Origin of the sequence: Nocardiopsis rhodophaea (assembly GCF_039530945.1) — a bacterium.
GTDB lineage: Bacteria > Actinomycetota > Actinomycetes > Streptosporangiales > Streptosporangiaceae > Nocardiopsis_C > Nocardiopsis_C rhodophaea.
In genome coordinates, this window is sequence record NZ_BAAAPC010000007.1 from 44,400 (window position 1) to 65,306 (window position 20,907).

General features: G+C 70.4%; 19 protein-coding genes. 6 read left to right on the plus strand and 13 right to left on the minus strand.

Annotation, left to right across the window (positions count from 1 at the left end; genetic code table 11):
• Nucleotides 1-40: 40 nt before the first annotated feature.
• Complete coding sequence (locus tag ABD259_RS09425) at nt 41-718, plus strand: TetR/AcrR family transcriptional regulator (protein WP_344161570.1); 678 nt, start codon at nt 41-43, stop codon at nt 716-718.
• A gap of 79 nt (nt 719-797) precedes the next feature.
• Nucleotides 798-1,325 carry an NUDIX domain-containing protein gene (locus ABD259_RS09430; RefSeq protein ID WP_412759347.1) on the plus strand — a complete coding sequence of 176 codons (528 nt, stop codon included), beginning with the start codon at nt 798-800 and terminating at the stop codon, nt 1,323-1,325.
• Here ABD259_RS09430 and ABD259_RS09435 read toward each other — a convergent pair.
• Nucleotides 1,267-2,871: an NAD(P)H-hydrate dehydratase gene (locus ABD259_RS09435; protein ID WP_344100352.1), complete on the minus strand. Its 1,605-nt coding sequence runs from the start codon at nt 2,869-2,871 to the stop codon at nt 1,267-1,269. The genes ABD259_RS09430 and ABD259_RS09435 overlap by 59 nt on opposite strands.
• Nucleotides 2,872-3,132: 261 nt before the next feature.
• Here ABD259_RS09435 and ABD259_RS09440 point away from each other — a divergent pair, with 261 nt between their 5' ends.
• Nucleotides 3,133-3,645 carry a DUF4913 domain-containing protein gene (locus ABD259_RS09440; protein WP_344100354.1) on the plus strand — a complete coding sequence of 171 codons (513 nt, stop codon included), beginning with the start codon at nt 3,133-3,135 and terminating at the stop codon, nt 3,643-3,645.
• Between the two features lie 138 nt (nt 3,646-3,783).
• Here ABD259_RS09440 and ABD259_RS09445 read toward each other — a convergent pair whose 3' ends face one another.
• From ABD259_RS09445 to coaA, 3 genes are all read right to left on the minus strand, one after another.
• Entirely contained in the window at nt 3,784-4,950 is a 1,167-nt protein-coding gene (locus tag ABD259_RS09445) for a glutathionylspermidine synthase family protein (RefSeq protein ID WP_344100356.1), read from the minus strand.
• 7 nt (nt 4,951-4,957) lie between these two features.
• Nucleotides 4,958-5,371 (minus strand): hypothetical protein, encoded by a 414-nt coding sequence (locus tag ABD259_RS09450; RefSeq protein WP_344100358.1) that lies wholly within the window; start codon nt 5,369-5,371, stop codon nt 4,958-4,960.
• A gap of 170 nt (nt 5,372-5,541) precedes the next feature.
• Nucleotides 5,542-6,486 carry a type I pantothenate kinase gene (coaA, locus tag ABD259_RS09455; RefSeq protein WP_344100360.1) on the minus strand — a complete coding sequence of 315 codons (945 nt, stop codon included), beginning with the start codon at nt 6,484-6,486 and terminating at the stop codon, nt 5,542-5,544.
• A 297-nt stretch (nt 6,487-6,783) separates the two neighbouring features.
• On the opposite strand from coaA, the gene glmS reads away from it, so the two are divergent.
• The gene (glmS, locus tag ABD259_RS09460; protein WP_344100362.1) at nt 6,784-8,637 is read left to right on the plus strand and encodes a glutamine--fructose-6-phosphate transaminase (isomerizing); all 1,854 of its coding nucleotides are present in this window, start codon (nt 6,784-6,786) and stop codon (nt 8,635-8,637) included.
• A 424-nt stretch (nt 8,638-9,061) separates the two neighbouring features.
• A complete protein-coding gene (locus ABD259_RS09465; RefSeq protein ID WP_344100364.1) occupies nt 9,062-10,624 on the plus strand; it encodes a M1 family metallopeptidase in 1,563 nt (520 codons plus the stop codon).
• 206 nt (nt 10,625-10,830) lie between these two features.
• On the opposite strand, the gene glmM is transcribed toward ABD259_RS09465, so the two are convergent.
• From glmM to rplM, 3 genes are all read right to left on the minus strand, one after another.
• Complete coding sequence (gene glmM, locus ABD259_RS09470; RefSeq protein ID WP_344100366.1) at nt 10,831-12,177, minus strand: phosphoglucosamine mutase; 1,347 nt, start codon at nt 12,175-12,177, stop codon at nt 10,831-10,833.
• 332 nt (nt 12,178-12,509) lie between these two features.
• Nucleotides 12,510-13,025 (minus strand): 30S ribosomal protein S9, encoded by a 516-nt coding sequence (gene rpsI, locus ABD259_RS09475; RefSeq protein ID WP_344100368.1) that lies wholly within the window; start codon nt 13,023-13,025, stop codon nt 12,510-12,512.
• A gap of 35 nt (nt 13,026-13,060) precedes the next feature.
• Nucleotides 13,061-13,510: a 50S ribosomal protein L13 gene (gene rplM / locus ABD259_RS09480; RefSeq protein ID WP_344100370.1), complete on the minus strand. Its 450-nt coding sequence runs from the start codon at nt 13,508-13,510 to the stop codon at nt 13,061-13,063.
• 1,752 nt (nt 13,511-15,262) lie between these two features.
• On the opposite strand from rplM, the gene ABD259_RS09485 reads away from it, so the two are divergent.
• Nucleotides 15,263-16,276: a hypothetical protein gene (locus tag ABD259_RS09485; RefSeq protein WP_344100372.1), complete on the plus strand. Its 1,014-nt coding sequence runs from the start codon at nt 15,263-15,265 to the stop codon at nt 16,274-16,276.
• A 579-nt stretch (nt 16,277-16,855) separates the two neighbouring features.
• Here the strand turns inward: ABD259_RS09485 and truA are convergent.
• The 6 genes from truA to rpmJ form a co-directional block, all read right to left on the minus strand.
• Nucleotides 16,856-17,710 carry a tRNA pseudouridine(38-40) synthase TruA gene (gene truA / locus ABD259_RS09490; RefSeq protein WP_344100374.1) on the minus strand — a complete coding sequence of 285 codons (855 nt, stop codon included), beginning with the start codon at nt 17,708-17,710 and terminating at the stop codon, nt 16,856-16,858.
• 235 nt (nt 17,711-17,945) lie between these two features.
• Nucleotides 17,946-18,449, minus strand: coding sequence for a 50S ribosomal protein L17 (gene rplQ, locus ABD259_RS09495; RefSeq protein WP_344100376.1), 504 nt, complete (start codon nt 18,447-18,449; stop codon nt 17,946-17,948).
• Nucleotides 18,450-18,516: 67 nt separating this feature from the next.
• Nucleotides 18,517-19,536, minus strand: a complete 1,020-nt coding sequence (locus ABD259_RS09500; RefSeq protein ID WP_344100378.1) for a DNA-directed RNA polymerase subunit alpha — start codon at nt 19,534-19,536, stop codon at nt 18,517-18,519.
• A 140-nt stretch (nt 19,537-19,676) separates the two neighbouring features.
• Entirely contained in the window at nt 19,677-20,084 is a 408-nt protein-coding gene (gene rpsK, locus ABD259_RS09505; RefSeq protein WP_017621562.1) for a 30S ribosomal protein S11, read from the minus strand.
• A gap of 73 nt (nt 20,085-20,157) precedes the next feature.
• Nucleotides 20,158-20,538, minus strand: a complete 381-nt coding sequence (gene rpsM, locus ABD259_RS09510; RefSeq protein WP_344100381.1) for a 30S ribosomal protein S13 — start codon at nt 20,536-20,538, stop codon at nt 20,158-20,160.
• A 220-nt stretch (nt 20,539-20,758) separates the two neighbouring features.
• On the minus strand, nt 20,759-20,872 hold the full coding sequence (rpmJ, locus tag ABD259_RS09515; protein WP_344100383.1) for a 50S ribosomal protein L36: 114 nt from the start codon (nt 20,870-20,872) through the stop codon (nt 20,759-20,761).
• Between the last annotated feature and the right edge of the window lie 35 nt (nt 20,873-20,907).

A 20,907-nucleotide genomic window follows, 5' to 3' on the forward strand; every position in this document is an offset into this window, starting at 1 on the left:
ATGAAGGGGCCCCAGCGCGAAAGAGGAGAGGGAAGAAGCCGTGGCCAAGGGAGCTGCACAGGCCCGCAAGTCCAGCGAGGAGACGCGGGACCGGCTGATCACCGCCGCCGGGCGGGTTCTGCGCGAGGAGGGGTACACCGGGGCGTCGGCCCGGGTCATCGCCAAGGCCGCCGATGTCAACTCGGCGCTGATCTTCTACCACTTCGGGGGCGTCGACCAGCTCCTGCTCGCCCTGCTGGACCGGTCCGCCGAGGAGCGCATGGCGCTGCACCAGGCCACCGCGTCGCGCGCCGCCACGCTGGAGGAACTGATCGAGGCGGCGGTGGAGATCTACCACACCGACCTGGAGGGCGGGTATCTCTCCGAGTTCGCCGAACTAGTCGCCGCCGCGGTGACCCGGCCGGAGCTGCGCGCGGAGATCAACGCGCGCGCCGAGCCCTGGATCGCGTTCGTCGAGGAACACTACGAGCGCGTCGTCGGCGGGTCGCCCCTCGCCCGCCTCCTGCCCGCCCGCGAGGTCGCCTACGGAGCGATCACCTACTACATGGGCGCCAACTTCTTCTCCGTGCTCGATGAGGACCGCAGCCGCACCGAAGCGGTCTTCGACCTCGCCGCACGCGTGGCGCCGCGCGCCAAACTCCTCACCCTGCGGCTGCCCCGGCGCACGGGCCGTGCGGGCGCGGAGCCACAGGGAGCCGAGGAGGCCGGCGACGAGTAACAGGGGGCAGGGAGCTGGTCGGCGTGGCCGTGGCGGGCGGCCGACGCCGGTAGCGTCGGTGCCGCGGACGACGAACCAGGTGGACGAACAGCGAGGGGGCGGCAGGGTGTCGGCGGACGTGGAGATCGCGGAGGGGATCGTGTTCCCCGATACGGGGGACGGCGGCCTGTGGGTCGGCGGCGCGGTGATCATCGACGACGAGGGCCGCGCGTTCGCCCAGCGCCGCTCGCCAGACCGAAAGATCTTCCCGCACTGCTGGGACATCGTCGGCGGGCACGTCGAGACCGGGGAGACCATGGTTCAGGCCCTGCGGCGGGAGATCGCCGAGGAGACCGGCTGGGAGCTCGCGGCCGTCCTCGACGAGCTGTACCGGCTGGTCTGGACGCCGGACGACGGCATTGAGCGGCACGAGGTCGACTACCTCGTCCGCGTCGACGGCGACCTGGCCGCGCCGCGTCTGGAACCCGGCAAGCACACCGAGTTCATGTGGGTGGACGGTGATCACGTCCATCTGCTGCACGACCACCGCGACCCCGGCGACTACTTCATCACCGAGATCGTGTCCCGAGGGCTCGAAAGCGCCCGGAAGCTGCGCGGCCGGGGCTGACACCGCCCGCCGCGGCGACGTTCGGCCTCCGGACCGCCTGGATCGCGCGCGGCAGGGCTTCCAGCAGGTCCGACGCCGACACCGGAGCGCCGCTGTTGGCCAGCCGCGCAGCGAGGCCGTGGAGGTAGGCCCCGCACAGCGCCGCCTCGCGCGGGGCCAGCCCTCCGGCGAGATGGGAACCGATGAGGCCCGACAGGACATCGCCGCTGCCCGCCGTGGCCAGCAGCGGTGTTCCGGTCGGGTTGACGACGGCGGGGCGTCCGGGTTCGGCGATGACGGTGGTGGATCCCTTGAGGAGGACCGTGCAGCCGTACTCATCGGCCGCGCGGGTGGCGTACTCCAGGCGTCGGGCCTCCACATCGGCGCGGTCGGTTCCCGGGAGCAGGCGGGTGAGTTCCCCGGCGTGCGGGGTCAGCAGGGTGGGGGCCCGCCGTTCGCGCACGAGGTGGGGCTCCCTCCCCACCAGGGTGATGGCGTCGGCGTCGACCAGCACCGGCAGTTCCCTGGACAACACCCACGTCAGCTCCATCATGGCGGTCGGGTACAGGCCCCGGCCCGGACCGATCACCCAGGCGGCCACGCGGTTGGGGAGACCGTTCACCGGGTCGAGCGGGTCGAGCACCGAGGCGACCGTCTCCGGCCAGCTGCGCAGCACCTCGTCGACGGCCTCGCTCTGCCCGGCGTAGCGGACCATGCCGACCCCGCCGCGCAGGGCGCCGCCCACAGCCAGCACCCCGGCGCCCCGGTAGCGCGCCGAGCCCGCCGCTATGGCGAGCACACCGCGGCGGTACTTGTCGGAGTCGCCGCCCGGGGCCGGTAACAGGGTCGCGATGTCCTCGGTCTGCGGGCACTCCACGCGCGCGGCGGGCAGCTCGGGTCCGAGCCCGATGTCGACGAACTCCACGACCCCGGCCCGTTCCGCCCCGGGGTCGATGAACAGTCCCGGCTTGTGGGTACCGAAGGTGACGGTGACATCGGCGCGCACGGCCGTACCGTCCACGGCGCCGGTGTCGGCGTCGATCCCGCTGGGCAGGTCGACCGCGACGACCGGCGCGGCGGCCGCGCTCGCCAGGGCGGCCACCGCGGCGTGCGGTTCGCGCAGCCCGCCGCGTCCGCCGATGCCGACGAGGCCGTCGATGATCAGGTCGGCCGCGGCGATCTCGGCGGCGGCCTCGGAGATCGGCGCGGGGTCCGGGCGCGGGGCGCCGTCGGGGGCGCCGCCCTCCTGCCGGCGTACCGCGATCGTCCGGCCGCCCGCCGCACGCAGCGCCGCGAGCCCCGCCTCGTGCACCCGTGACCCTGTCAGCACAGCGCGCACCGCCGCTCCCCGGCGTGCCAGGTTGGTCCCCGTGTACAGGGCGTCGCCGCCGTTGTCACCGCTGCCGACCAGCAGCACGACCCGCGAGCCGTAGACGCGCGGCAGCATCCGGGCGCAGGTCGCCGACAGTCCTCGCGCCGCCCGCTGCATCAGCGTCCCGTCGGGGAGCCGCGCCATGAGCTCGCCCTCGGCCTTGCGCACCGCCTCGACCGTGTGTGCGTACCGCACAGCGCCTCCCGTCCGTCGTTCTCCGCAACCCCGGGCACCCAACGGGGCCCTCACCACCAGAGCATGCCCCACCGACAGCTGCCCGCGCACGCGGGCGACGGGCGGCCGGTCCCGGATCCGGGACCGGCCGAGGTCCCCGGTCGCGTACGGTCGATGAAACCCCCCGCTGCGCGCACCGGTGTGAAGCGGCGCGCGGACCACTGATTTACTGGCCCGAAAAACGATATTCCAGGCACGGACAGCAGCACAGGACGTTTCCGCATGACCTTTACCGACAACCGCATCGCGACCGATGACGGACTGTCCGAACGCGTCGCGCACCTGCAGAACGCCATGCACAAGCTCGGCGCGGACGTCATCAGGCTGCAGACCCAACTCACCGATCTCGCGACCGCCGCTCCCCCGCAGGCGGAGGAGGAGTCGGAGGAGGCGGCGCCGTTCATCTTCAACATGTCCCGGGACGCCTACAAGCGCGAACTGGCGGCTCTGGTGCGGTGGGTCGACGAATTCCTGGTGCCGGTCTATGTCGGCGACAGCGCCGCCTGGTGCCCGGCGTGGTGGGAACACCACGAGGCGGTGGGCCGCCTGCACGCGCTGCGGCTCGCCTACGGCGAGCTCGCCGACACCTCGGTCTCGGGGCCGGTCGGCCCGGCGGTGTGGCACCGCGACCACCTCGATCCGGTCCTGGACCGGTTGCGGTCGGAGACGGGGCCCTTCGCCGCCTGCCTGGCCGCCGCCGGCCACGTGGAGCGGCGCCGAACCGCTCCGGCGTGAGCCGACGGGGCCGAGCCGGATTCGGCCCGCGGGTGGTGCGTCGCCTTCATGCGGCGGCGTGCAATGGAGCGTCACCCGCCGGCGTCGGACGCGTTCCGCCCGCCGGTTCCTCCCGCCTTTTGGCGACGGCAGAGGATGTCACACGCGGATGAGGTGCGGCACGAAGGACGACGTGTCGTCGGTGATCAGGCTGGACGTCTCGCGGATGCCCACCCCTGCCGATGTGTCCCCGACAACCCACGTGCCCAGCACGGGGTGCCACCCCTCGATTTCGGGGAGCGGCTGGAATTGCTGGAAGACGTACCCCTCCGCGCCGTAGTCGCCCGCGGTGCGCTCCAGCTCCCCGTCGGGCGTCACGATCCGCATGCTCGCCCCTTCGCGTCCCAGCAGCGGTTTGGCGATGTAGGTGTCCAGCGGCCCGGGGTCGTCCAGGTAGGCCGGGAGCAGGTTCGGGTGGCCGGGGTACAGCTCCCACAGGACCGCCAGCAGCGCCTTGTTGGACAGCACCATCTTCCAGGCCGGCTCCACCCAGGGCACACCGTGCAGCCGCTGCAGGATGAGTGGGCCGAACCGGTCGTGGATCAGCCACTCCCACGGGTAGAGCTTGAAGGCGGCCGTGATGGCGCGCTCCTCAAGGTCGACGAATTCGCTCGCGGAGTAGTCCCAGCCGATGTCCTCCAGGGCGATCTCCTGGGTGGGCAGCCCCGCCTGCTGGGCCGCCTCCTGGAGATAGGCGGTGGTCAGCGCCTCCTCGCCGGTCTCGTCCTCGTTCGTCCAGGCGAAGTGCACCAGCCCGTCGGGGAGACGGCGGCGCAGCGCGGCCCACCGGTCGACGAGCCGCTCGTGCAGGGAGTTCCACTGGTCGGCACCGGGGTGGGTGTCCTGGAGCCAGTGCCACTGCACGATCGCCGCCTCCACCAGGCAGGTCGGGGTGTCGGCGTTGTACTCCAGCAGCGTGGGCGGGTTGACGCCGTCATAGCGGAGGTCGAACCGGCCGTACAGGTAGGGGTCGGTACGCCTCCAGGAGTCGCGGATCGCGGGTACCGCCCACGCGGGGATGCCGAAGTCGGCGAACCGGTTCTCCGCGACCACGTGCTCGACCGCTTCCAGGCACATCCGGTGGAGGGACTCCACCGCGGTTTCGAGGTGCAGCACCTCGTCCATCTCGAACTCGTAGTGCACCGACTCGTCCCAGTAGGTGCGCGACAGGTGCCCGGGGTGGACCGCGCGGTGGTAGCCGAGCCCCTGCGACTCGACGAGTTCCGGCCAGTTCGGACGGACGGCGTTGCCGCTTTTCCTGATCATCTCCGGCTCAGCCTCCTCGCCCGCTGCCACCGCGGCCGCCCGCGCCGCCGCGCTGGATGACGGTGCCGCGCTCGGTCACGATCCGCGCGTCCGAGGGCCGCGTGACGCTGCCGCCGCTGACCCGGCCGTTCCTAACGGTCCCGCCGTAGTAGTAGTGGTAACCGCCGCCTGCGCGACCGGAGTCGTCGCAGTACCGCTCGTCGACGACACGCTGACCCTTCTCGCTGCCGTCGAAGGACGTGGTCCGCGCCGTGGGCTTGTCCTCCACGCAGTGGGCGGTGACCTCCTTGGGGCTCGAACACCCGGCGACCACCAGCGACAGGGCGCCGATGGTGCCGATGAGCACCGTGGACGAGCTTTTCCTTCCCGGCTGCGCGTTCTCTCCGGTCCCGCGATGGGCGGTGGTGTTGCCTGGCGACATGGCGCTACTGCTTCTCCTCGGCTCGTCAGTGCTGGGGAATGGGGAGAGGGGAGGGGGTGGGGAGCTTCGTCAAGCCGTCCCGCTCCCCCATGCCTGATTCTGACCGGCCTACGGGCGCCGAGGTTCCCGACCAGAACGTGGAAAGTTCACGTGATCCTGACCGCTTCCGGTCAGGTCTTGCGCAGACGCACGCGGCGGATGCGGTGGTCCTCTCCCTTGTAGAGCACGAGGGTGGCCCGCCCGCGCGTCGGGCGGATGTTCTCCACGAGGTTGACCTCGTTGATGGTGCGCCAGGTGTCCAGCGCGAACTTCGTGGCCTCGTCCTCGGGGACGGTGGTCGCCATGGAGTGGAAGTAGGAGCGCGGGTCGGAGAACGCGGTGCGACGCAGCTCCAGGAACCGCTCCATGTACCAGGAGCGGATGTGGTCGACCTTCGCGTCGACGTAGATGGAGAAGTCGAAGAAGTCGGCGACGGCGAGGCGCCCCGGCAGCGGCGGCTGCAGCACGTTGATGCCCTCAAGGATGAGGATGTCGGGCCGGTACACCGTCTGCCGCTCGCCGGCCACGATGTCGTAGTGCAGGTGCGAGTAGACGGGGATCTCCATCTGCTCCGCGCCCGACTTCATCTCGGAGACGAACCGCACCAGCCGGCGCCGATCGTAGCTTTCCGGGAACCCCTTGCGGTTCATGATGCCCCGGCTCTTGAGCACCGCGTTCGGGTGGAGGAAGTTGTCGGTGCTCACCAGCTCGACGTTGGGGTGGTCCGGCCACTGCGCCAGCAGGGTCCGCAGCAGGCGGGCCGTGGTGGACTTCCCCACGGCCACGCTTCCGGCGACGCCGATGACGAACGGGGCCGGACGGTCGTCCTCGCCCAGAAACGCGCGCACCGCCCCGTGCCGCTCCCGCGTGGCCTTCACATACAGGTTGAGCAGCCGCGACATGGGCAAGTAGATGTCCCGCACATCCTCCAGCGACGTCGGGTCGCTGGTCCCGCGCAGGACTTCGAGCTCCGCCTCGGTCAGGGAGAGGGGGGTCGAGTCGCGCAGCGCCGCCCACGCCTGCCGGTCGAGCTCAACGTAGGGCGTTGAGAAGCCGTTCTTCGTCGCTTGAGACACGTTTGCCCACCTTAGATCAGCCCCCACCCCGGTCGGCGCACCGCCCCTGCGCCATGGCCGCATTGAGTTCTGGACTATCTCCCCCGATATGTGCGTCCGGATCGGCATGTGGGCGGATTTTTTTCGACACGAGACCAAGGACACGTCGCGGGGGCACTCGTCGTCCCCGCGCGCGCCTGACGTGCGCCGTCGGTTCGCGACACACCAACTGGTCTATACCGCCACCTGCGAAAATGGCCAATGGTCTGGTGTCGCAAGAGGCCCGTCGACCCCGTCTGATCGCTTACGCTGGCGCTCATGTGCGGAATCGTTGGCTACGTCGGGCCGCAACCGGCGCTCGGGGTCATTGTGGACGGCCTGGCCCGACTGGAGTACCGCGGGTACGACTCCGCGGGCGTCGCCGTCCTCACTGACGGCAAACTCGACACCGAAAAGCGGGCCGGGAAGCTCGCGAACCTCCGCGCCGCGTTGGAGCAGACCCCGCGCGACGCCGACGGCATCGGTATCGGGCACACCCGCTGGGCTACCCACGGCGCGCCGAACGACCTCAACGCCCACCCCCACGTCGACAACGACCGGCGGGTGGCGGTCATCCACAACGGCATTATCGAGAACTTCGCGTCGCTCCGCCTGGAGCTGGAGGAACGGGGCTGCAAGTTCAGCTCCGAGACCGACACCGAGGTCGCCGCGCACCTGCTCTCCCAGGAGCTCAAGGACCGGGGCGACGACGACCTGGCCGCCGCCATGCGCGCGGTCTGCCGCCGGCTGGAGGGCGCGTTCACCCTGGTCGCGATGTTCGTCGGCGACCCTGACCTGGTCGTGGCGGCCCGCCGCAACTCCCCCCTGGTCGTCGGCCGGGGCGACGGCGAGAACTTCCTCGCCAGCGACGTCGCCGCGTTCATCGCGCACACCCGCGACGCCATCGAGCTGGGCCAGGACCAGGTCGTCGAGCTGCGCCGCGACTCGGTGGCCGTGACCGACTACGACGGCAACCCGGTCGAGGTGCGCGAATACCACGTGAACTGGGACGCCTCCGCCGCCGAGAAGGGCGGCTACGACTACTTCATGCTGAAGGAGATCGTCGAGCAGCCGAAGTCGGTCGCCGACACCCTCCTCGGCCGCGTCGGCGTCGACGGCACCCTCACCCTCGACGAGATGCGCCTGGCCCCATCCGACCTGCGCGACATCGAGAAGATCGTCATCATCGCGTGCGGTACCTCCTACCACGCGGGGCTGATCGCCAAGTACGCGATCGAGCACTGGTGCCGCATCCCGTGCGAGGTGGAGGTCGCCAGCGAGTTCCGCTACCGCGACCCGATCCTCAACCGGCAGACGCTGGTCATCGCCATCTCGCAGTCCGGCGAGAGCATGGACACGCTCATGGCGGTGCGCTACGCCCGCGAGCAGCAGGCGCGTGTGCTGGCCATCTGCAATGTCAACGGCTCCACCATCCCGCGCGAGTCCGACGGCGTGCTCTACACCCACGCCGGCCCGGAGGTCGGCGTGGCGGCGACCAAGACCTTCCTCACCCAGCTCATCGCCTGCTACCTCATCGGCCTGTACCTGGCGCAGGTGCGCGGACTGAAGTTCGGCGACGAGATCAACGCCGTCATCGCGCAGCTCGCGAACATGCCCGAGCAGGTGGAGCGGGTCCTGGCCACGGTCGAGCCGGTGCGCAACCTGGCCCGCACCCTCTCCGACGCCAGCACCGTGCTGTTCCTCGGGCGCCACGTCGGGTACCCGGTGGCCCTGGAGGGCGCGCTCAAGCTCAAGGAGCTCGCCTACATGCACGCCGAGGCGTTCGCCGCCGGTGAGCTCAAGCACGGCCCGATCGCCCTGATCGAGAAGGACCTCCCGGTCGTCGTGGTGGTCCCGTCGCGCGAGGGGCGCAGCGTGCTGCACGACAAGATCGTCTCCAACATCCAGGAGATCCGCGCTCGCGGCGCCCGCACCATCGTGATCGCCGAGGAGGGCGACGAGACCGTGCGCCCGTTCTCCGACGAGCTCATCGAGGTGCCGGCGGTGCCGACGCTGCTGCAGCCGATCGTGGCCACCGTCCCGCTGCAGGTGTTCGCCTGCGAGCTGGCCCTGGCCAAGGGCAACGACGTCGACCAGCCGCGCAACCTGGCCAAGAGCGTCACCGTGGAGTAAGCCGCCCTCGGCTCCGGGCGCCAGCGCTGCTCCCCCTCTCGGCCCACGAACAGCGGGCGGATCTTTGTGAAGATCCGCCCGCTTTTCTCGTTTTTTCGCCATGGCCGCCAAAGCCATCCAGAATCGCGGCGATAACCAGGCGGAATTTTCCGGCGCCACGAAGGATCCGGACAATTCTGAATGCCTCGGGAGCGGCCTTGCGGCGACACCCAATTGTGACCATAAGCGGTCACTGGAATGTTCAGGGATCAATTGCCACGGGTAAAACCGGCTACCGCGTGGCGGTTCTCGGCGATCGGGTGGAGAAGCACCACGATGAACTTCTAGACGGCATCGCACCCATTGCGGCCAGGACGACTATCGACCGGGTCCGGTGCCCTGCCAGTGAATAGAGGCGATATTCCATGACGGAAAGGACCCACACATGGCACGCAGCCGGTTGAGACGAGCCGGCGCCGCGTCGGTGACGGCGGTGCTGCTCGCCGCGGGACCCGCCACGGTGGCGGACGCGGCGCCCGGTGACGGCATCGGCGACCCGTACTTTCCCACGTACGGCAACACCGGCTACGACGTCGAGCACTACGACCTCCGGCTGAATTACCAGCCCGACACCGACCGGCTCTCCGGAACCGCCACCCTGGTCACCGAGGCCACCGAGGACCTCGACAAATTCAGCCTCGACTTCCTGCTGGATGTCACGTCCATCCGGGTCAACGGCAAGAAGTCCGCGTTCGAATCCGACGGCGGCCACAAGGTCATCGTGACCCCCGGCGCGCCCGTGGACTCAGGCGACCAGATGACCGTCGTGGTCAAGTACTCCGACGTCCCCTCGTCGGTGGAGTGGAACCAGGGCCAGGTCACCGGCTGGCACCGCTCGGACGACGGCGCCATCGCCCTGGGCGAGCCCGAGGTCGCCTGGTGGTGGTTCCCGAGCAACGACCACCCGCTGGACAAGGCGACGTTCGACGTCCGGATCAGCGTCCCCGAGGACTACAAGGCGGTCAGCAACGGCATCCTCACCAGCCAGTTCACCAGGGCCGGACGGACCGTCTACTCCTGGCGCCAGGACGAACCCGCCGCCACCTACCTGGCCACGCTCGCGGTCGGCAAGTACGAGGTGAACACCGGCACCACGGCCGCCGGTCTCCCCGTGTACAACGCCTACGACCCGGGCCTCGACTCGCTGCTGGGCCCGGCCAAGGCCAGCATCGAACGCAGCGAGGAGATCCTGGAATTCCAGGAGCGGGACTTCGGCCCCTACCCCTTCAACGCCCTGGGCGGCATCGTCGCGGGCCCCGACACCGGCCTCGGCTACGCGTTGGAGACCCAGACCCGGCCGGTCTACAGCCACGCCTTCTTCGCCGCCGGATCCAACCCGTACGTGGTCGCCCACGAACTCGCTCACCAGTGGTGGGGCAATCACGTCTCCGTCGCGCGCTGGCAGGACATCTGGCTGAACGAGGGCTTCGCGAGCTACGCCGAGTGGATGCTGTCGGAGCACGAGGGCGAGGGCACCGCCCAGGAGATCGCGGACTACGTCTACGACTCCTACCCCGAGGACGACCCGTTCTGGAAGGTGAAGCCGGGCGACCCGGGGGCGGACAGCGTCTTCCACTCCGCCGTGTACGACCGGGGCGCGCTCGCGGTCCACGCGCTGCGTCTGGAGGTGGGCGAGGAGGCGTTCGGCGACATCCTCACCACCTGGCAGCAGGTGCACGCCAACGGCAACGCCACCGTTGAGGAGTTCGTCGAGCTGGCGGAGAAGGTCTCCGGGCAGGACCTCACCGAACTGTTCGACACGTGGCTCTACACCGAGGGCCGTCCCGCCGAGCCCCCGGCGCCGCGGGCCATGCCCCAGACCATGGCGGCCCCGGCGGCCGACGAACGGCCGAAGGAGCCCAAGTCCTGGAAGAAGATCAAGGCCAACCACGATCTGATGCACCGTGGGGGACACGCGCACTCACACGCGAACGCCCACGCGCACTAGCGACTCCGCGGTAGCCGTGCGCATCGGGGTGGTCGCCCGCGATGTACACGGCGCCACGACGACCGCCACCGCTCATCCCCGGCCCTACGACACGGGCGTGCCGGTGTGCTCGAACGCGAGCACACCGGCACATCGGCAGAGGAAAGGGCCCAGAGACAAAGAAGGGCCCGGAGACGGGAAAAGGGGCGCCTCAGCTGCCGTTGGAATCAGCCCAGATCGGATTTGACGACCCCGGCCAGGCGGCCGGCGATCTCCTCAGCCCGGTTCTCCGTGGTGGCCTCGACCATCACCCGAACCATCGGCTCGGTGCCGCTGGGCCGGATCAGCACCCGGCCGGACTCGCCCAGCTCGTCCTGGGCGAACTTGACCGCGTCGGCGACCGCGGCGGACGTCGCGGCCCGGCTCTTGTCGACACCGCGGACGTTCACCAGCACCTGCGGCAGCCGGGTCATGACCTTGGCCAGCTCGCCCAGGGGTGCTCCGCGCCGGGCCACCGCGCTGAGCAGGTGCAGGCCCGTCAGCAGTCCGTCACCCGTGGTCGCGTGGTCCAGCAGCACGACGTGCCCCGACTGCTCGCCGCCCAGCGAGTAGGACCCGGCATTCATGGCCTCCAGGACGTAGCGGTCCCCCACGGCCGTTTCCACGACCTTGATCCCGGCCTTGCGCATGGCCAGCTTCAGCCCCAGGTTGGACATCACCGTGACGACGAGCGTGTCCTCGGCCAGGCGCCCGGCCTCCTTGAGCTCCCGCGCGAGGATCCCCAGGATCTGGTCGCCGTCCACGACCGAGCCGTCGGCGGCCACGGCCAGGCAGCGGTCGGCGTCGCCGTCGTGGGCGATACCGGCGTCGGCGCCGTGCTCCACCACGGCCGCGCGCAGCGCGTCCAGGTGGGTCGACCCGCAGCCGGAGTTGATGTTGAGGCCGTCGGGCTGGTCGCCAATGGCGATGACCTCGGCCCCGGCCCGGCGCAGCGCCTCGGGGGCGACCTCGGAGGCGGCGCCGTGAGCGCAGTCCACCACGACCCGCAGACCGTCAAGCCGATGCGGCAGCGACGCGAGCACGTGCGCGATGTAGCGGTCCGCGCTATCGGGGGCCTCGGTGACCCGCCCCACGTCGGCACCGGTCACCCCCTCGGATGGCTGGGCGAGCTGGGCTTCGATGCGGTCCTCGACCTCGTCGGCGAGCTTCTGCCCGCCGCGCCCGAAGAATTTGATCCCGTTGTCGGGGGCCGGATTGTGGCTTGCGGAGAGCATGACACCGAAGTCGGCGTCCAGTTCGGCGGTGAGGTGCGCGACCGCCGGGGTGGGCAGCACGCCCAGGCGCACCACATCCACCCCGGCGCCCGCTAGCCCGGCCACGACCGCGGCCTCCAAAAACTCACCGGACGCGCGCGGGTCCCGCCCGACGACCGCGAGGGGGCGGGCGCTCGCGCCCGCGTCGCGCCCCTCGGTCAGTACCCGCGCCGCGGCGATGGACAGGTCCAGAGCCAGGGTCGCGGTGAGATCGCGCCCGGCGACCCCTCGTACTCCGTCAGTACCAAACAGCCGAGCCACGTATCTTTCGCCCCTTACACATCTCATGGAGGTTCGACGACAAGGCCGTCGGGGCGCGCATTGGCGTCCCAACTCCCGTCCGGCGTCCGACTGACGCCGTGGACGGCCCAGGGCCCGGCCCTGACGGCCCCGGATGGTGAACGTTCTCGGCGCGGCCACGCGCGGGAACCCCCGTGTGAGTATCCCCGGACGACGCGCCCCTGGGGAGAATTTCACCGCAACGGAGCCGAGAAACAGCTATGGCCCGCCCTGGCCCCCGGGGACCAGGGGACAAGGCGGGCCGTCGCGTGCGGCACCGACATGAACGGTGCTCGTGAGTCTCGACGGAGTGGTTACCGCTTGGAGAACTGCGGAGCCTTGCGGGCCTTCTTGAGACCGGCCTTCTTCCGCTCGACCTCGCGCGCGTCGCGGGTCAGGTAACCGGCCTTCTTCAGCGCCGGGCGGTTGTTCTCCGGGTCCAGTCCGGCCAGCGCACGGGCGATGCCGTGGCGCAGGGCACCGGCCTGGCCGCTGGGGCCGCCGCCGTTCAGGCGGGCGAAGACGTCATAGGAGTCTTCAAAGCCGAGGGCGACCAGCGGCTCCTTGATGACCTGCTGGTGGACCTTGTCCGGGAAGTAGTCCGCCAGCGGCTTGCCGTTGACCTTCCACTCGCCGGAACCCGGGGTGATCCGGACCCGGGCGATGGCCTGCTTGCGGCGGCCGGTGCCGGCGCCCGGGCCGGTGGCGGTGGGGACATAAGCCGCACCGGACGCCTCGGGCGTCTCGCTGGTGTACTCGCTCGGGAACTCGTCGGAGTTCTCGTCGAAGTCCTGGGTGGTGACGTCTTCGATACCGGTGGGCTCGACCACGGTTCTCCTCGTACTTCCTTCAGTCTCGCGAACGCCTAGGCGGGCTGGTCGATCTTGGTGATTTCGAACGGCACCGGCTTCTGGGCCTGGTGCGGGTGCTCCGGGCCGGCGTACACCTTGAGCTTCTTGGCCATCTGCCGACCAAGGGAGCCCTTCGGCAGCATGCCCTTGACCGCCTTCTCGATGGCCCGCTCAGGGCGCTTCTCGATCAGCTCGCTGTAGGCGACGGAACGCAGACCGCCGGGGTAACCGGAGTGCCGGTAGGCCCGCTTCTGCTCCAGCTTCTTACCGGTCAGCGCCACCTTGTCGGCATTCACGATGATCACGAAGTCACCGGTGTCGATGTGGGGCGCGTAGTAGGTCTTGTGCTTGCCTCGGAGCAGCGTGGCGACGTGGCTGGCCAGCCGCCCGAGCACGACATCGCTGGCGTCGATGACGTGCCACTGACGCTGGACATCGCTGGGCTTAGGGCTGAATGTGCGCACGATCGTAAGCCTTCTCAGTCGGCGTGGCCCACCCCCGCGAGCGGAGATGGGGAACTCGTAATGAACGGGACCGGCCGCCTCAACGTGTCTGAGGGCCCGGCCGGCGATGAGTGTGCAGACGATGATGCGTGACCGGCGCCCATCCAACAGATGTGGGAACCCACGGCAACTCAACGCACAACGACGAAGTATCTTACCGATCGGGTGCACCGCAAGTCAAAATGACCCATGATCATAGATTCTGCACTGACAGGGGTCGACAAGCACTGACACCACGATCCGCGATTACTCCACCTTCATTATGCCCTCCCTGTGGAGTGCTTGCGCCGGTTCCGCGGGGCAGCGTACCCGCGCGCCGCGACGATCGGCCGCCACAATGCCCACAGGCTGGGTGATCGAGCCGCTGAGGCCGGGCGAACCGCGGAGAGTCGGGAGATTACCGCCATACTCCCACCTCCCACCCCGAACCGGGCGCTAGAGTCGCGTGCGGAGCATCCGAGCATAGCGCCGACAGGCCGGGGCAGCGCCGCTTTCCGCGCCGCTCGGCCGGAGCGCCCCCGGCTCACCACCGGACGGCGGTCACCGCGCCCGGCCACCCGCCCGCGCGCGGCGCCGGTGGGCGCCCGCGTGGACGGAAGACGCCCTATCACGGCTCTCGACACCCATAACGGGTTATCCTCGGGCCGCACGCTCGATGCCCCACATCAAACGAGCCGCGGACGGATCCGTCGGCGCCTCGTCTCGGAACACAGCAGGTCACCCCGAACTCGGGCGGCATCCGACCGCTGTGGTCCGCAGACCCCGCACGACCACGGCCCCCGGCCCCCGGACCGGCCGCGTCATCGACCCCCAAGTGCCGCCCCAGGACAGTCTCCGGAGCCTCCCATCGCACCGCATCCGAACGAGCCAACCGACGGCCGCCCCGGCCCTGACGGCCGGCATCAGCGGCAGCCCGCCGCCATGAACAACGGACCTGCCGAGGAGCCCGCGCAGACCCAGCGACCGCCGCAGCCCGGCCCGCCCCCGCACAACGGGCCCGGCGCCGTGGGACCGCAGCACACCGGACCGCCCACGCCGCCCCCGACTGCGGGGCCGCGCCACGCGGGTCCCCCATCGGGACCGGCCACGCCTCAGGGCGCACCGGCTCCGGGCGCTCCAGGCGCGCAGCAGCCGCCGCCCAACGGACCCCAGCGGCCGCTCTCCCCGACACCCCCGCCCAGCGGAGGCCACCCGGCAGCGCAGCGCCCCACGGGCGGCCAGCCCCCGACACAGCCAACTCCGCCCGCGAGCGGCCCCCTCGGTTCACCCCAGCAACCGCAGACCGGAGCGCGGCCGCCGGGACCACAGCACCCCCCGAGGCCGAGCCCGCACGGGCCCTCGGCCCCCCAGCCGCACCAAGGCGACGCTCTGGGGGCACCTCCGCCACCGCCCGGACCGCCCCAGGCACAGCGTCCCGCGCTTCCGCCCGGGGCCGAGGGGGCACCGCGGCGCCCCGGCCCGGCCGCACCACCGCCCGTCCAGGGTGGTCCCAGTCCACAGCAGCCAGCACATCCGCATCAGCAACAGCCCGAGTCACCACCCCCGCACGGACTCCCCCCGCACCCGCCCACCGGAGCGCCGACGGGAGGCCAGCCCGGTGCGGGACCGTCGACCGGTGGCCAACAGCCCCCCATGGGCGGGCCGACCGGAGGGCAGCAGCCGTGGGGAGGGCCGCAGCAGTTCCCGGGCAGCGGTGCACCGCACCACCAGCCCATGGACGGGCAGCCCCGGCCGTCGCAGGCGACCAGCGGACCACACCACCCGCTGCAAGGGCGCGTCCTGCATCCCGGCGCACCCGCGCCCGACGCGGAGTCCGTCCCAGCGGACGATCCCGTCGTTCCTCCCGACGCCGGTGCGGCCACCCACACCATCAACTCCGTCACCGAAGACAACGCGACCCAGGCCATCCCCCCGGTCGACGACGACTTCGGCGGCCTGCCCATGTTCCGGGACGAGACCCGCCAGGGCGCCGCCACCTACGAGCGCACCGCCGAGATCGACCTGTCCGGCATGGACGTCGGCGACGTCCCCGCCTCCGCCCCCGCCCGCGAGCGGGGCCGCCGCCGCGGCGGCAAGAGCGGCAGGAAGCAGGGCATCCTGCTGGGCGCCGGGTTCGTCGCGCTCCTCCTGATCGGCGGCGGGGGCGCGTTCGTGATCGCCAGCCGCAGCGGCTCGGGCGGCTCGGACACCGGCCTGACCGGGGGTGGGGAGGCCGCCGCGCCCGACGCGCCCGCCTCCCTCGAAACCGGCGCGTTGTTCCCGGAGAACATCGAGGTCGAGGGCGTGAAGTTCGAACGGGTCATCACGGATGACACCGGCGACCAGTGCGAGACCGCCACCCACGGCGGCTATGGCGACGTCCTCAAGGACAACGGCTGCCAGCAGCTCATCCGCGCGACCTACGTCGACGCGGACGCCCGCCGCGCGGTCACCACCGGCGTCGCCGCGCTGCCGTCCCCGGACAACGCGGCAGCGGCCCAGGAGGCCCAGGACCTTGGCACAACCACATGGTTCGCCGGGCTGAAGGGCAAGGACGACACCGGCACCGAACGCATGGGCTTCGCCGGAGGCCACGCCTCCGGCGCCCAGTGGGGCCCCTACCTGGTCTTCACCCTCGCCGCCAACAGCGACGGCCGCGCCCCCGAGGGAGACGACCCCGAACTGGCCGAGCTGAGCGACGGGTTCACCAGCAGCTCCCTGGAGTCCCTCGCCGAGAACGTCGACTGACACCGCCACCCCGAGCCGCACACCCAACGGTGATCACGGGATCCGGTCACGGCAACGGACCTCGCCCGACGACGACCGCCGTGATCACCGCCAGAAGCGGGCAGGGACGGGGGTCCGCTGGGCGGCCTGGTCCGCTGCAATCCCTTCCGGTGCCCTGTGGTGAAAAGCGGCACCGAGGGCGGAGGGGGCTGGGGGGGGCAGCCTCTAGCGATGATCATGGGGATAGTCCCGGAAAAACGGACAGAACCGGGACCGTTCCCATGATCACCGCGGGGAACTTGTGACAATCCGGGCATACCAGGCGTCCGGCGGCCCGCAATCCGACTTCCGGGCCGCCCGGATGGCCCGCCCGGGCGTCGGTGAGGGGCGCGCCACCCCCGCCGCCGTCGCTGCCGCCTTTGCCGCTCCACCGGGAAGGTGCCCGGCGGTGCGGGCCGCCGCCGCGACCCCGCCCGGCCGCAGCCCTCACGCGACCGGTGCGACCAGCCCCTCTGCCCTGGGTGCCGCTTTTCACCCAAGAACATCAAAAGAGCCGAACGCCGACAAGGCCGCCCAGCGGGCCCCGGGACTCTCCGTGTCCTAGCTACCGGACAGGGTCCGCACTCTGCGGGTGGCGGTAGCGCGGGTGGCCAGGTCGGGGTCGGCGGGGTAGCGGATCTCCTCCAGGCAGAGGCCGTGGGGTGGGACGACGTGGACGGCCGAATCCCGGACCCCGGCGCTGAGGACGGTCCCGGGCCAGGATGTGTCGCGGCGGCCCTCGCCGACAGCGAGGAGGGCGCCGACCAGGGCGCGGACCATGTTGTGGCAGAAGGCGTCGGCCTGGACGGTGCCGGCGTAGAGGTGGTCGTCCTCGCGCACCCACTCCAGGCGCTGCAGTTCGCGGATGGTCGTGGCACCCTCGCGCTTGCGGCAGTAGGCGGCGAAGTCGTGTTCGCCGAGGAGTTCGGCGGCCGCCTGGTTCATGCGGTCCAGGTCGAGGGGGCGCTTGTGCCACAGGACGTCGCGCCGGCGCAGCGGGTCGACGCCGCCCGGGGCGTCACTGACCCGGTAGACGTAGCGGCGGTACAGCGGGGAGAAGCGCGCGTCGAATCCCGCGGGGGCCGGGGCCGCGGCGCGGACGCGGACGTCGGCGGGGAGGACGCCCGCCAGACGGCGCAGGAGACGATCGCCCTCAGCGGCCCACAGATCCACAGGGGCGTCCAGATGGGCCACCTGCCCACGCGCATGCACCCCGGCGTCCGTTCGCCCGGCCACGGTCAACTGAACGCCGTCCAGGCGCAACACGCGTGCCAGGGCGGACTGCAGTTCGCCCTGGACCGTTCGCCGTCCCGGCTGCTCGGCCCACCCGGAGAAGTCGGTGCCGTCGTAGGCGATGTCCAGCCGCAGGCGGAGGAGCTCGGGCGTGCTCGGTGCGGGCGACGCCGGGTCGTGCATCTGTCGTCTCCTGGATCGTCGAGGTCTCGTGTGGGAATCCGCCGTCGTGCCGACGGCGTCCGCGTTCCCGGTGCGGCTGTGCCCCTGCGGCCCCTCCGCGGTTCCCAACGCACGAAGTGCCCGGCCCCCGGCGCGGGGATCGGGCACTTCGTCGCGCAAGGCGATGAGTACGGCGCTCACGCCGACCGCGTCGGCGTGGGGCCGCTCGCCGATGAGGCGAGAACGCGGAGCGCTCCTACTTCTCCTCGGTGGCCTCGTCGGCCTTGGCCTCCGCCTCGGCCGGAGCCTCGGTGGTCTCGTCGGCCTTGGCTTCCTCGGCCTTGGCTTCGGTCGCCTTCTCCGCGGCCGGCTCGGCCGGGACGGTCGTGGCGGCCGGAGCGGACAGGGCCTCGACCAGCTCGATCACGGCCATCGGGGCGTTGTCGCCCTTGCGCGGACCGATCTTGGTGATCCGGGTGTACCCGCCGTTGCGGTTCTCGTAGCGCGGGCCGATCTCGGTGAACAGCTCGTGCACGACCGACTTGTCGCTGATCTTGGTCAGCACCTGGCGACGCGCGTGCAGGTCGCCCCGCTTGCCCAGGGTGATCAGCTTCTCGGCGTACGGACGCAGCCGCTTGGCCTTGGCCTCGGTGGTCTTGATGCGGCCATGCTGGAACAGCGCGGTCGCCAAGTTCGCCAGCATGAGCCGCTCGTGGGCCGGGCCGGCCCCCAGGCGAGGCCCCTTCGTTGGCGTGGGCATGGTGTCGTTCTCCTAATGATGCGGTCCTCGACCAGGCACTCGGCCGTGGACCATTGGGCGACGTCTTCTAGTACTGCTCGGTTTCGACGAAGGACTGGTCATCGTCGTCGGAACCGTAGGAGTCGGCCGCGCTGCTCGGGTCGAATCCGGGCGGGGAGTCCTTGAGCGAGAGGCCCATGTCGATGAGCTTCTGCTTGACCTCTTCGATGGACTTCGCGCCGAAATTCCTTATATCGAGAAGGTCCTGCTCGGAGCGTGCGACGAGCTCGCCGACGCTGTGGATGCCCTCGCGCTTGAGGCAGTTGTAGGAACGGACCGTGAGGTTGAGGTCCTCGATCGGCAGCGCCAGGTCGGCCGCCAGAGCGGCGTCCGTCGGCGAGGGGCCCATGTCGATGCCCTCGGCGTCGACGTTGAGCTCACGGGCCAGACCGAACAGCTCGACCAGGGTCTTTCCGGCGCTCGCGACGGCGTCGCGCGGCCGGATAGCCGGCTTGGTCTCGATGTCGACGATCAGCCGGTCGAAGTCGGTGCGCTGCTCGACACGGGTGGCCTCGACCTTGTAGGTGACCCGCAGGACCGGCGAGTAGATCGAGTCGATCGGGATGCGCCCGATCTCCTGGCCCAGCTGCTTGTTCTGCGCGGCCGAGACGTAACCGCGGCCACGCTCGACCGTCAGCTCCATCTCCAGCTTGCCCTTGCCGTTGAGCGTCGCGATGTGCAGGTCGGGGTTATGCACCTCGACACCCGCCGGCGGAGCGATGTCCGCGGCGGTGACGACACCCGGGCCCTGCTTGCGCAGGTACATCAGCACCGGCTCGTCGTGCTCGGAACTCACGACGAGGCCCTTGAGGTTCAGAATGATCTCGGTGACGTCTTCCTTGACACCGGGAACGGTGGTGAACTCGTGCTCCACGCCCTCGATGCGGATGCTGGTGACAGCGGCACCGGGGATGGACGAGAGCAGGGTCCGCCGAAGCGAGTTTCCGATGGTGTACCCGAAGCCCGGCTCCAGGGGTTCGATGACGAACTTGGAGCGGTACTCCGCGAGCGACTCCTCGGAGAGCGTCGGACGCTGAGCGATCAACATGGTCCGTGATTCCTTTCCCACGGCCGCCCGCTATATGACGGCCACTGGACGGCTCCGCGAACACGAAGCCTGATTACCTCATACCCGGACTCGCGGGCCCTGAGGCAGGGCCCGCGAGAACAGCGCGGTCGACGGGCGGGTCAGACCCGGCGGCGCTTCGGCGGACGGCAGCCGTTGTGCGGAACCGGCGTCACGTCCTGGATCGAGCCCACCTCCAGGCCGGTGGCCTGGAGCGAGCGGATCGCGGTCTCACGGCCGGAGCCGGGGCCCTTCACGAAGACGTCCACCTTGCGCACCCCGTGCTCCTGGGCGCGGCGCGCGGCGGCCTCGGCGGCCATCTGCGCGGCGAAGGGGGTGGACTTGCGCGAGCCCTTGAAGCCGACCTGTCCGGAGCTCGCCCACGAGATCACCGCACCCGTCGGGTCGGTGATGCTCACGATCGTGTTGTTGAACGTGCTCTTGATGTGAGCGTGCCCGTGGACAATATTCTTCTTTTCCTTGCGGCGCACCTTACGCGCGGCGCCCTGCTGACGGCCCTTAGGCGGCATACCTGACTACTCCCAAGATCATCGGTCCGTTGGCGTTTCCGGACTCGAAGCTGCTGGCTTACGTCCGGACGGACTACTTCTTGCCGGCCTTCTTCTTGCCGGCCACGGTCTTCTTCTTGCCCTTGCGGGTACGCGCGTTAGTCTGCGTCCGCTGGCCGTGGACCGGCAGGCCGCGACGGTGCCGGATGCCCTGGTAGCAGCCGATCTCCATCTTGCGCCGAATGTCGGCCTGGACCTCACGGCGGAGGTCACCTTCGACCTTGAAGTTGGCGTCGATGTAGTCGCGAATCTTCACCAGCTGGTCCTCGGTGAGCTGGTGGACGCGGGTGTGCGGGTCGACGCCCGTGTTCTTCAGGGTCTCGATCGCGCGGGTGCGCCCAACCCCGAAAACATAAGTGAGAGCGACCTCCACCCGCTTGTCGCGGGGGATGTCAACGCCGGCAACGCGTGCCATGTGGGCGAACTCCTTCGTACTAGTGCGGAGGTCTTTCCCGTTCCTCAACCCTCTCGTCGCCCAATCGACGAGGCCCCGGCCTCCGACCGGGGGTTATCTCCAGCGCCGCGGCGGTCCGCGGATCGAGGAGATGGAACGAGACTTCTACAGCTTCTTCTTCGCCGCCCAAGCGCGGACGTCCAACGCCCGCGTGGCGGACGAGCCTGTCAAGAAGCGGCCGTCAGCCCTGACGCTGCTTGTGGCGCGGGTCCGAGCAAATGACCATGACTCGGCCCTTGCGGCTGATGACACGGCACTTCGCGCAGATCTTCTTGACGCTCGGCTTGACCTTCATGGTGTCTCCGAACTCATGCCGTCACGCTACGCCGT